This is a genomic window from Streptococcus sp. HMSC062H02, from assembly GCF_001813005.1.
In the GTDB taxonomy this organism is placed as follows: domain Bacteria; phylum Bacillota; class Bacilli; order Lactobacillales; family Streptococcaceae; genus Streptococcus; species Streptococcus oralis_S.
On record NZ_KV811102.1, the window covers coordinates 50,302 to 62,935 of the forward strand.

General features: G+C 41.1%; 5 protein-coding genes and 1 pseudogene. 3 read left to right on the top strand and 3 right to left on the bottom strand.

What is annotated here, in order from left to right:
• Positions 1–141: 141 nt before the first annotated feature.
• Entirely contained in the window at positions 142–1,773 is a 1,632-nt protein-coding gene (locus HMPREF2885_RS03530; RefSeq protein ID WP_049519843.1) for a Na/Pi cotransporter family protein, read from the bottom strand.
• A gap of 332 nt (positions 1,774–2,105) precedes the next feature.
• On the opposite strand from HMPREF2885_RS03530, the gene HMPREF2885_RS03535 reads away from it, so the two are divergent.
• Positions 2,106–6,758, top strand: a complete 4,653-nt coding sequence (locus HMPREF2885_RS03535; protein WP_049478829.1) for an endo-beta-N-acetylglucosaminidase — start codon at positions 2,106–2,108, stop codon at positions 6,756–6,758.
• A gap of 118 nt (positions 6,759–6,876) precedes the next feature.
• Here HMPREF2885_RS03535 and HMPREF2885_RS03540 read toward each other — a convergent pair whose 3' ends face one another.
• A complete protein-coding gene (locus HMPREF2885_RS03540) occupies positions 6,877–7,245 on the bottom strand; it encodes a hypothetical protein (RefSeq protein ID WP_002879744.1) in 369 nt (122 codons plus the stop codon).
• An 84-nt stretch (positions 7,246–7,329) separates the two neighbouring features.
• Positions 7,330–8,256 (bottom strand): helix-turn-helix transcriptional regulator, encoded by a 927-nt coding sequence (locus HMPREF2885_RS03545; protein WP_000764442.1) that lies wholly within the window; start codon positions 8,254–8,256, stop codon positions 7,330–7,332.
• A 352-nt stretch (positions 8,257–8,608) separates the two neighbouring features.
• Between HMPREF2885_RS03545 and HMPREF2885_RS03550 the strand changes: the two genes are divergently transcribed.
• On the top strand, positions 8,609–9,808 hold the full coding sequence (locus HMPREF2885_RS03550; protein WP_061409634.1) for a phosphoglycerate kinase: 1,200 nt from the start codon (positions 8,609–8,611) through the stop codon (positions 9,806–9,808).
• Positions 9,809–9,972: 164 nt separating this feature from the next.
• Positions 9,973–12,634 (top strand): annotated as a pseudogene (locus tag HMPREF2885_RS03555) (antigen I/II family LPXTG-anchored adhesin); the annotation flags it as partial.

Genomic DNA, 12,634 nt, shown 5'->3' on the forward strand with positions numbered 1-12,634 from the left:
GAAAATCAAAGAGCAAACTAGGAAACTAACCGCAGGTTGCTCAAAACATGGTTTTGAGGTTGTAGATGAAACTGACGAAGTCAGTAACCATACCTACGGCAAGGCGACGTTGACGTGGTTTGAAGAGATTTTCGAAGAGTATTAGATTTGTTCAGCAATGACCTTTTCGGCTAGATTCATAGCATGGTCAGACACACGAGTGTAGTGGGAAATGATGTCGATAAAGTTGACTCCAGCTTGTGTAGAACACTCACCTTTGTTAAGGCGTTTGATGTGAGTCTTTCTGAGAACGCGTTCCATATTGTTAATTTCTTTATGGCGTTCAATCAGATTTTGAGCTTTTTCAATATCATTGTTTTCTACACTATCAAGGGCATCCTTGATAAATGCAGTTGTTGCTTGATAAATCTCAGCTAATTCCTCTAAAGCAGCATCAGAAAACTGAACATTCTTACGTTGGAGGTAGTCTGTTAGGTTGAGAAGAGCTTCTGCGTGGTCCCCAATCCGTTCCAAATCACGAGATGAATCCAGAATGTTAGTCAACACTTCACTTTCCTTTTGGCTCAAGGATTCGCTTGAGAGTCTGATGAGGTAACGAGTGAGTTTTTCATCGATGGTGTTGATGGCTTCCTCTGTTTTGTGCCCTTTTTCAGCTACCTTTTCATCCAAACCGATAATATAGGTATAAGAAAGGTCAAAAGCTTTGGCTGCATAGTTCCCCAAGTGCAAAAGTTCTTTTTTAGCATTTCCTAGAGCGATAGAAGGAGATTGCTGGATAAGTTGCTCGTCGAGATAAAGGGGCTCGTACTTGACAACCTCGTCTTCACCAGGGATGAGCTTGGTTACAAAGTAGGCCAAGGCTCCGATGAATGGAAATTGTACAATGGTGTTACTTACGTTAAAGGCACCGTGAGAGAAGGCGATTGTCATCTCAGGTGAGAGGTGAAGGAGTGCCTGGAAGTACTCGATCATAGCAGTGAAGGGGCCTAATAAGATTAAGCAAAGAATAGTTCCTAAAACGTTAAAGGTAACGTGGGTTGCAGCAACGCGTTTTGCAGAGATGTTGGCTCCAGCTGCCGCAATGATAACGGTTAGAGTTGTCCCGATATTATCCCCGAAGAGAACTGGTAGCGAACCTTTAAGGTCAAGGAAGCCACCTGCATAGAGACCTTGTAGAATCCCGATAGTTGCCGAAGAGGCCTGAATGAGGACGGTAATCACTGCACCGGCTACTACTCCTAAAATAGGATTTTGTCCCAAGGTTACCATATACTCCTTGAATTGTGGTAAATCTTTAAGCGGGCTCATACCGGCACTGATGAGGTTGAGGGCGTAGAAGATTCCCCCGACACCAAACAGGATGCGCCCGATATTGTTTGCTGTTCTGTTTTTTGTGAAGAAGAGGAACATGGTTCCAAGGAAAATCAAGGGTAAAGCATACTCGCCAAGCTTGAAACCGATGATAAAGGAAGTAACGGTGGTTCCGATGTTGGCTCCCATGATAATTCCGATAGCCTGTCTAAGAGTGAGAAGACTAGCACTGACTAGCCCAACCGTGATAACTGTAACCCCTGTACTTGACTGAATGAGGGCAGTCACGACAATCCCGACTAGAACACCTAAAAAGGGGTTACTAGTGTACTTGTCAATGTAAAAACGAAGGCGATCTCCAGCAGCTTGTTGCAAACCGTCTCCCATGGTCTTGATACTGTATAAAAACAGTCCTAGACCTCCTAAAAAGTGAAATAAAATTTCCTGCCAATTAATGGACATTTCTTTTTCCTCCGAAAAATAATAACGGAATTTCTCCTATTCTATTTTAAAGGATAAAAGTAAATCTCACAAGTGTTTAGCTGAAATTTTCATAAGAAACAAGAACTTTCTTTTAAAATGAGAGATAGATTCCCTTTAAGATAGATGATTTATAGGATTGTGTCCAAATTTTACTGATTATTATCCTAGTTATAGTTTTTATGTTAAATAGATTGACATCGCTTTCATATAGTATAAAATGAAGATGATCCTGTTCTGGTGGTGTGCACTGAGAACAGTTACTTTTTATCAAAAAGTAAAGCGCTTACTTTATATTTTATTAGGAGGATAAGATGAAAGATCTATTTTTTGAAAAACGTTGCCGTTACAGTATTCGTAAGCTGTCAATCGGGGCTTGTTCCTTGATGATTGGTTCAGCTCTATTTGCGAGCCCAGCTCTTGCCGAACAAGTCGCAGTCCCTGAAACAGCTGCAAATACGAGCGCCCAAGCTACAAGCGCTAGTGAAACAACTAATCCAGATACTGCAGCCCTTGAAAAACAATTAGAGGAAACAGAGAACAAAGTAGCTGAGCAACCAATTTCAGAAAACACTCCAGCAATAACGGATCTGGTTAATGAAAAAGAAGAAGCAAAGCCAACTCCGACAGATAAAACTGAAAAACCTGCTCAACCAACTGAAAAAGAAGAAGTTAAACCAGAGGAAACTCCTCAAGTAGCTGAGAAGAAAGCCGACAAACCGACTCTAGCAGACGTTCCTAAAAATGAAGAAAAGAGTCTCCGACCAAAAGAAATCAAATTTGATACCTGGGAGGATTTGTTGAAATGGGAACCGGGTGCGCGTGAGGATGATCCCATTAACCGTTCATCAGTTGAACTCGCCAAGCGCCATAGAGGCCAGTTGGTTAACGAAAAAGCAAGCAGAAGAGCCAAGGTTCAGGCGCTGGCAAATACCAACTCAAAGGCCAAAGACCACGCTTCTGTTGGTGGAGAAGAATTCAAGGCCTATGCTTTTGACTACTGGCAATACTTGGATTCAATGGTCTTCTGGGAAGGTCTAGTTCCAACTCCAGATGTCATTGATGCCGGTCACCGCAACGGAGTTCCCGTTTATGGAACACTCTTTTTCAACTGGTCAAACAGTATTGCTGACCAAGAGAAATTTGCCGCTGCCTTGAAACAAGACGCAGATGGCACCTTCCCTATCGCACGGAAACTTGTCGATCTTGCTAAGTACTATGGCTTTGATGGCTATTTCATTAATCAGGAAACAACGGGGGAATTGGTAGCACCTCTTGGTGAAAAAATGCGCCAATTCATGCTCTATACAAAAGAATACGCAGCCAAAGTCAACCACCCGATCAAGTATGCTTGGTACGATGCCATGACCTACAAATACGGTCGTTACCACGAAGATGGTCTAGGTGATTACAACTACCAGTTCATGCAAAAAGAAGGTGACAAAGTCCCTGCAGATCAATTTTTTGCCAATTTCAACTGGAACAAGGAAAAGAATGACCACTCCGTAGAGATGGCCAAATGGCTAGAGCGTAGTCAATATGATGTCTTTGCAGGCTTGGAATTGCAACAAGGTGGTTCTTATAAGACCAAAGTCAAATGGGATGCCCTCTTAGATGAAAAAGGCAAGTTGCGTTTGTCACTTGGACTTTTTGCACCAGATACGATTACCAGTCTAGGAAAAACAGGCGAAGACTACCACAAGAACGAAGACATCTTCTTTACAGGTTACCAAGGAGATCCAACGGCTCAAAAACCAGCAGATAAAGAGTGGTATGGAATTGCCAATTTAGTTGCTGACCGTACACCAGCAGTAGGTCGAACCTTCATGACCTCCTTTAATACAGGTCATGGTAGAAAATGGTTTGTAGACGGCAAAGTTTCTAAGGATTCTGAGTGGAACTACCGTTCTGTTTCTGGTGTCTTGCCAACATGGCGCTGGTGGCAGACTTCAACAGGGGAAAAACTTCGTGCAGAATATGACTTTACAGATGCCTATAATGGAGGAAACTCCCTTAAATTCTCAGGCGATGTAGCTGGTAAGACGGACCAGGATGTGAATTTGTATTCTACCAAACTAGAAGTAACAGAGAAAACCAAACTTCGTGTTGCCCACAAGGGAGGAAAAGGCTCTAAAGTTTATATGGCCTTCTCTACAACACCAGACTACAAATTTGAGGATGCAGCCGCATGGAAAGAACTAACACTTTCTGATAACTGGAAGAATGAAGAATTTGACCTTAGCTCACTAGCAGGTAAAACAATCTATGCAGTCAAACTCTTCTTTGAGCATGAAGGAGCTGTAAAAGATTATCAGTTTAACCTAGGTCAATTGACAATTTCGGATAATCACCAAGCACCACAGGCACCGACGGGGCTATCTGTGGTGAAACAATCTCTTAAAAATGCCCAAGAAGCTGAAGCAGTGGTCCAGTTTGCGGGTAACCAAGATGCAGATTTCTATGAAGTCTACGAAAAAGATGGAGATAACTGGCGTTTGTTGACAGGATCATCTGCTTCAACCATCTACTTGCCAAAAGTTAGCCGTTCTGCTAATGCGACTGGTACGACTCAGGAACTGAAAGTCGTTGCAGTTGGTAAAAATGGCCTTCGTTCCGAAGCTGCGACGGCATCCTTTAACTGGGGGATGACAGTTCAGGATACGACTCTTCCAAGACCTTTAGCTGAAAATATCGTTCCAGGTGCAAAGGTTATTGGTAGCACTTTCCCAAATACTGAAGGTGGAGAAGGTATTGAAGGTATGTTGAACGGTACGATTACAAGTCTGTCAGACAAGTGGTCTTCAGGACAATTGAGCGGTAGTGTGGATATTCGCTTGACCAAGCCACGTACCGTTGTTAGATGGGTCATGGATCATGCAGGAGCTGGTGGAGAATCCGTAAACGACGGTTTGATGAACACCAAGGACTTTGATCTTTACTACAAGGATACAGATGGCGAGTGGAAACTAGCTAAGGAAGTTCGTGGCAACAAAGCACACGTGACAGATATCACTCTTGACAAACCAATCACCGCTCAAGACTGGCGTCTAAAAGTTATCACTTCAGATAACGGAACACCTTGGAAGGCCATTCGTATCTACAACTGGAAGATGTATGAAACCCTGGACACAGAAAGTCAAAATATTCCAATGGCTAAGGTGGCTGCCCGTTCACTTGGAAACCATCAAGTTCAACTAGGCTTCTCTGATGTTCCAGCGGGTGCAACTATCACCGTTTACGACAAGGCAGATTCACAAACACCGATTGCAACTTTGAAGTCTGATACTGGAGGCGACTTGGCAACAGCACCATTGGGCTTTGACAAGCAACCAACTCTCCTCTACTATCGTACTCAACTACCTGGCAAAGAAATCAGTAACACCTTGGCTGTAGCGATTCCACAGGATGAAAGAAAAATTGCTGCAGTTAGTCTCGAAAAAGGACCTAAGAAGACAGTTTACAAAGAGGGAGAAAAACTTGACCTCAGAGGCGGAACACTCCGTGTTCAATATGAAGGTGGCGAAGCTGATGAACTGATTAACCTTACTCACTCAGGTGTGACAGTATCTGGATACGATGCTCATCAAAAAGGGGAACAAAAGCTCACAGTCAGCTACCTTGGACTTCCAGTTACTGGTGACTTGAAGGTACAAGTGACAGGACAAGATGAAGGAAAACCAAAAGAAGTAGCGGGCTTGTATATTACTAAGAAACCAAAAACAGACTATCTAGTAGGAGATCAACTGGATCTTGCAGAAGGTCGCTTCGGTGTTCTCTATGATGATGAGACGGAAGAAAGTCATGCCTTTACGGACCAAGGTGTTGAAATCACGGGCTATGATGCTCAGAAGACTGGACGACAAACCTTGACCTTGCATTACAAGGGACACACTGCTGAGTTCGATGTCTTGGTTTCTCCAAAAGCAGCTGTCAACGATGAGTACCTCAAACAAGAAATCACTGCTGCCCAAGGTCGCCAGTCAACCCTTGGCTACACCTTCTCAAGCGAGGACAAACAAGCAGCACTAGTAGAGAAGCTCAATGCAGCGAAAGCTGTTGCAGAAAACCATGATGCCAGTCAAGAAGAGGTCAACAGAGCTTTGAATGAGTTGAAACAAGCAGGAACAGACCTGGATGGAAATCAACGTTATCAGACTGCTAGAGAAGAATTGGAAGGCTTGCTCGAATCTGTCCGTGAAAAAGATTCCCAAGCTGAGTTGATTGAACAAGCAGAAACTTTATTAGCTTCAGAGATGCCAACTCCTCAAGCGTTTGCGGAAATGAAAGAAAAGCTAAATAAGAAACTAGCTCCTGCAGAAGAAAGTCACCATGTTGGAAGTATGGATCCAAATGAAGTGGCTCCAACGGTTGAGGCCCTCCCTGAACTAGTTATTGAAACTGAAACAACAGCCTTTGAACGTCAGGAGCGACCAAACTCCGAACTTCTCAAAGGACAACGCCGTATTGTGCAAGCTGGAGTTGAAGGTCAAGTCCGTCGCTTTGTAGAAGTAGATAGCCAAGGCAAACGCACTCTTCGTTCGACTGAGGTAGTCAAGGAAGCAATCCCAGAAATCACCGAAGTTGGAACAAAAGTTCTATCAAGCAACCAACCAGCTGAAGGTGTGAAAGATTTAGTTCTAGAAACTCCGAAACTGGAAATTGAAGAGGGGACAGTTTCCTTCGAACGTCAGGAACGACCAAATGCAGCCCTTCTCAAAGGACAACGCCAGCTAGTTCAAGCAGGAGTTGAAGGCCAAGTTCGTCGCTTTGTAGAAGTTGATGCTCAGGGCAAACGCACCCTTCATTCTACTGAGGTTCTCAAGGAAGCTCTTCCAGAAATTGTTGAAGTAGGAACGAAAGAGCTGCCAAATACGGGAGCGACAAGAGATGCTAGTCTAGTAGCGCTGGGACTTCTCGGAGTAATGAGTGGCTACGGCTTGCTCTCTAAAAAGAGGAGAGAAGACTAATCAGATTTACGAATCTTGGATTTTCTCATAAAAATAAAAAAACAAGGTTTGACTGTAGATTAGTTAGACCTTGTTTTTAGTTTTGAAATTGAAGAGTAAATTTGAAGCTAGATTTTTGTTATTCAATTCCTTGGATAAATTTTTGGAAACGATAGGTGTCGAAATAAATATTGGATGCAACTAATTTATCAAATTCATCGAATTTCAGAAATTCTGCGACATCCAGTTCAAGTTCTTTTCCTTGAGGAGAATGTAGACGGTAGCGATTTAAAGCTGAGACTGCTCGACCATCAACAAGTAATTGCTTCACTTCAAGATGCTGGCTTAAAGCATAGAATTGGCCTGCGCCTTGCAAATAAACATCACGTCCTTGTCGAATTTCTATACTATCGCACATGCCATAATCAAAGTTTTCAGCTACGAAATCTTCCCAGCCTCCCTCATTTACTGCCGTAAAATAGCTTTCTGCAAGTGTTTTTGTATCCATTTGGAACCTCCTGTAAAATAATTGGGCTATGATGAATATCACGAAATATTTTGCCCACTTAAGAGTATACAAAAGGAAATATGACTACAGGTTGTCATATTGCTGAAGATTTTTTTTGAGAGTACTGACCAGTAGATTTTGTAAGTGACTTGGGGATACGACCTTTACTTGATAACCAAAACTTAATAGTAAATCAAAAAATGAAGGAGTTAAAGCTCTAAATGCCTGAACTTTTATTATTTCGTCCTCGACTCTGATTTCTTCTTCCGTGAAGTGATCGTAGATTTTTGGAAGTGCAAATCTTGTAAAAACTAGTTCGATTTCTTCTCTTTGCCCCTCCACTTTATGTTTTGGGGGATTTAAAAAAAGCTCTAACATTTCTTGAGATAAACGTGGATAATCGAATGATTTATCTTTTATCTCCACTGGTTCTAGTTCTCGAATTCGAGTTAATTTAAAAATACGAAAATCTAATTTTTCTAAGCAGTAACCGATAACATACCAAGCATTCAGTTTATAGATCAATCTGTATGGGATAATTGTTCGCTGACTTTTCTCTTGTTTTTTCGAATAGTAAGAAAAAGAAATCATCTGTTTAGATTGTATCGCTTCCTCAATGTCTAGTAAATAATTTGTATTAAGAGTCCAGGAACTGAGATCAAAGTAAAAAGGACTGTTTGCTCTTGTAATTTCTTGAGAAGACAGCTTGTGTTCGATACTGTCAAGACTTGAATGGCCAACGATTTTACTAACATTTTGGCTCATATTAATGATAAACTGTCTCTCTTCCTCAGTGAAAAAGTTTCTGTCTATCTTATAGTCACTTGGTATATAGAAACCTCCCTTATCTCCACGTTCCGAATAGATTGGGATCCCCGCTAAACTGAGTGTATCCATGTCTCTATATACAGTTCGAGTAGATATTTCAAACCTCTCTGCAATCTCTTTAGCTGTTATTCTCTTCTTGTTTAAAAGAGACAGTAAAATATAGATTAGTCTTTCTAATTTCATGGTAGCAATTCCCCTTCTTTTAATCTCAAATAGCACAAACTGAAGAAACTATTTTAGTTATATTGTATAATAAGAAACCCAGCAATTCAAAAAGAAGGACTGTAGAGTTTAGAATATTAAGGATTAAAATCTTAGAAAAAGGATAGTGTAGAAGTAATTAGGCAAATCAATCAAGAATTTGCCTAAATTATTCCAACCGAATTATGTGAAGATTACTATTTCCCGCACTGCAATCTTAGGTTTTTAGGTTAATAGATAGAAGAATGAACAAGAAAAGTTTAGGGTTTTGCTATCTCTTTTGCTGATTTTGTGATATAATTAACACGTATAAAAAAAGAAGGAGTCATATCTAATGGCAAAATTGACTGTTAAAGACGTTGAATTGAAAGGGAAAAAAGTTCTCGTTCGTGTTGACTTCAACGTACCTGTAAAAGATGGCGTGATTACCAACGACAACCGTATCACTGCAGCTCTTCCAACTATCAAGTACATCCTTGAACAAGGTGGACGTGCTATCCTCTTCTCTCACCTTGGCCGTGTAAAAGAAGAAGCAGACAAAGCTGGTAAATCACTTGCTCCTGTAGCTGCTGACTTGGCAGCTAAATTGGGTCAAGACGTTGCTTTCCTTCCAGGTGTCACTCGTGGTGCTGAATTGGAAGCTGCGATCAACGCTCTTGAAGATGGACAAGTTCTCTTGGTTGAAAACACTCGTTTCGAAGATGTTGACGGCAAGAAAGAATCTAAAAACGATCCTGAACTTGGTAAATACTGGGCATCTCTTGGAGATGGTATCTTCGTAAACGATGCATTCGGTACAGCTCACCGCGCACACGCATCTAACGTCGGTATCTCAGCAAACGTTGAAAAAGCTGTTGCTGGATTCCTTCTTGAAAATGAAATTGCCTACATCCAAGAAGCAGTTGAAGCTCCAGAACGTCCATTCGTAGCGATCCTTGGTGGTTCAAAAGTATCTGACAAGATCGGTGTTATCGAAAACTTGCTTGAAAAAGCTGATAAAGTGCTTATCGGTGGTGGGATGACTTACACATTCTACAAAGCACAAGGTATCGAAATTGGTAACTCACTTGTAGAAGAAGACAAATTGGATGTTGCGAAAGCTCTTCTTGAAAAAGCAAACGGCAAATTGATCTTGCCAGTTGACTCAAAAGAAGCAAACGCATTTGCTGACTACACTGAAGTGAAAGACACTGAAGGTGAAGCAGTAGACCCAGGTTTCCTTGGTTTGGATATCGGTCCAAAATCTATCGCTAAATTTGACGAAGCTTTGACTGGTGCCAAAACAGTTGTATGGAACGGACCTATGGGTGTCTTTGAAAACCCTGACTTCCAAGCTGGTACAATCGGTGTCATGGACGCTATCGTGAAACAACCTGGTGTTAAATCAATCATCGGTGGTGGTGACTCAGCTGCTGCAGCCATCAACCTTGGCCGTGCAGACAAGTTCTCATGGATCTCTACTGGTGGTGGAGCATCAATGGAACTCCTTGAAGGTAAAGTATTGCCAGGACTTGCAGCTTTGACTGAAAAATAAATAGTTTAACTAAAGGAAGATGGTGTGACCATCTTCTTTTTAATTTAATTTATAAATAGGTGGAATTTTTCTATAAATAAAAAAAGAGTAAATATTTGCATCCTGCCTTGTAAAGTGCTAGTATAAAAAGTAACGACTAAATTTAGATAAGGAAAAGGATTATAATGAAAAATAAAAAAGAAGTCTATGGATTTCGTAAAAGCAAAGTTGCGAAAACGTTGTGTGGTGCTGTTTTAGGAACTGCTTTGATTGCTTTTGCAGACAAAGCAGTATTTGCTGATGAAGTTACAGAGACAACTAGTACAAGTACAGTTGAGGTAGCTACTACAGGGAACCCAGCCACAAATCTACCTGAAGCTCAGGGTGAAATGAGCCAAGTTGCCAAAGAAAGCCAAGCTAAGGCTGGTTCTAAAGACTCAGCTTTGCCAGTAGAAGTATCATCAGCTGATTTGGATAAAGCAGTTGCTGATGCAAAATCTGCAGGAGTTAAGGTGGTTCAAGATGAAACAAAAGACAAAGGAACAGCTACAACTGCTACAGAAAATGCTCAAAAACAAGATGAAATTAAAAGCGACTATGCTAAACAGTCTGAAGAAGTAAAGACAACGACTGAAGCATATAAAAAGGAAGTCGCAGCTCATCAGGCTGAAACAGATAAAATCAATGCTGAAAACAAAGCAGCGGATGACAAGTACCAAAAAGATCTAAAAAGTCATCAAGAAGAAGTTGAAAAAATCAACACTGCTAATGCAACAGCTAAAGCAGAATATGAGGCTAAGCTAGCACAATATCAAAAAGATTTAGCAACTGTCAAAAAAGCAAATGAAGATAGTCAACAGGATTATCAAAATAAACTTTCAGCTTACCAGACAGAATTAGCTCGAGTACAAAAAGCTAATGCTGAAGCTAAAGAGGCTTATGATAAAGCAGTAAAAGAAAACACAGCTAAAAACGAAGCGCTTAAAGCTGAAAATGAAGCTATTAAACAGCGTAATGAAACTGCAAAAGCAACTTATGAAGCAGCGATGAAGCAGTATGAAGCAGACCTTGCAGCTATTAAGAAAGCTAAAGAGGATAATGATGCTGATTATCAAGCTAAATTAGCAGCTTATCAAACAGAATTGGCACGTGTTCAAAAGGCTAATTCTGATGCAAAAGTAGCCTATGAAAAGGCTGTTGAAGAAAACACAGCTAAAAACAATGCTATCCAAGCTGAAAATGAAGCTATTAAACAACGAAATGAAACAGCCAAGGCAACTTATGAGGCTAAAATAGCACAATACGAAAAAGACTTGGCAGCAGTCAAACAAGCGAATGCAGCTAACGAAACAGACTACCAAACTAAGTTAGCGGCTTATCAGACAGAACTAGCTCGTGTTCAAAAGGCAAATGCTGATGCTAAAGCAGCTTATGAGAAGGCTGTTGAAGAAAACACAGCTAAAAATGCAGCGCTCCAAGCTGAAAACGAAGAAATCAAGCAACGGAATGCCGCGGCTAAAACTGACTATGAAGCAAAATTAGCTAAATACGAAGCTGATCTTGCCAAATATAAGAAAGAGTTGGCTGAGTATCCGGCTAAGTTGCAAGCTTATGAAGCTGAGCAGGCCAAAATTAAGGCAGCTATGGCTTTAGCAGAATCAAAGAAGAATGAAGATGGAAACTTGAGTCGCCCAAGTGCTCAAAGTTTGATTTTCAAATCGGAGCCTAATGCTGAACTTTCATTGACTACAACTGGTGAATTTGTTAGCTATACTGGCATGGAAGCAGCTGTGAAGAATACTGCAGAATTTGCCAATAAACTCTTCCAGTTGGATAACTTTAAAGTAACAGACATTCAAAATGCTAACTACCAGACAAACAAACAGGAAAGCTTTGGTACAGTCGGTAAGTATTCTGAGTACAATTCAAATGTAACAAGTGGTAAGGGACCAACTGAATGGTCTTCAGTCCTGCTGAAACGAGGTCAGTCTGCAACAGCAACTTATACGAATCTTCAGGGGACTTACTATCAAGGGAAAAAAGTTTCTAAAATCGTCTATACTTATACTCTTGATCCTAGTTCCAAGTTCCGCAATGATAAGGCTTGGTTGGGAATTTTTAAAGACCCAACGATGGGGGTTTTCGCTTCGGCTTATACTGGTAATACAGAAGATGCTACCTCTCTCTTCGTTAAGACTGAGTTTCAATTCTATGATGAAGATGGTCAAAATTAATAATTTGACAAGGCCTTGATGTCTGTAGCGTCTCTTAACCGCGAAGCAAACTCAATCGAGATGGCTAAAGATTATACTGGGAATTTCATCAAAATTTCGGGTTCTTCAGTTGGTGAAAAGAACGGCCAAATTTATGCGACAGAATCTGAAAACTTCAAAAAAGGAGTTGGTGGTTCCCGCTTCACCATGTATAAGAATAGTCAACCAGATTCTGGTTGGGATAATGCAGATGCACCAAACTCTTGGTATGGTGCGGGAGCAGTGGAAATCTCAGGTCCTTCAAATAGTATGACTATCGGAACAATTTCGTCTTCAGAAGTGTTGGGACAGCCTGCAGCGAATGATCCACGTAGAGCAGAGAAATTATCTCCCAAAAAGCCAAATATTTGGTTTGCGATTAACGGAAATGTTCGAGCAACTAATTTGCCAACCATCACATTAGAAAAACCAACTCCGCCAGTAGAACCAACTGCACCACAAGCTCCTACTTATGAGACAGAGAAACCATTGGAACCAGCTCCAGTAGCACCAAACTACGAAAATGAGCCAACTCCGCCGGTAAAAACTCCAGATCAACCGGAGCCATCAAAACCAGAAGAGCCAACATATGAGA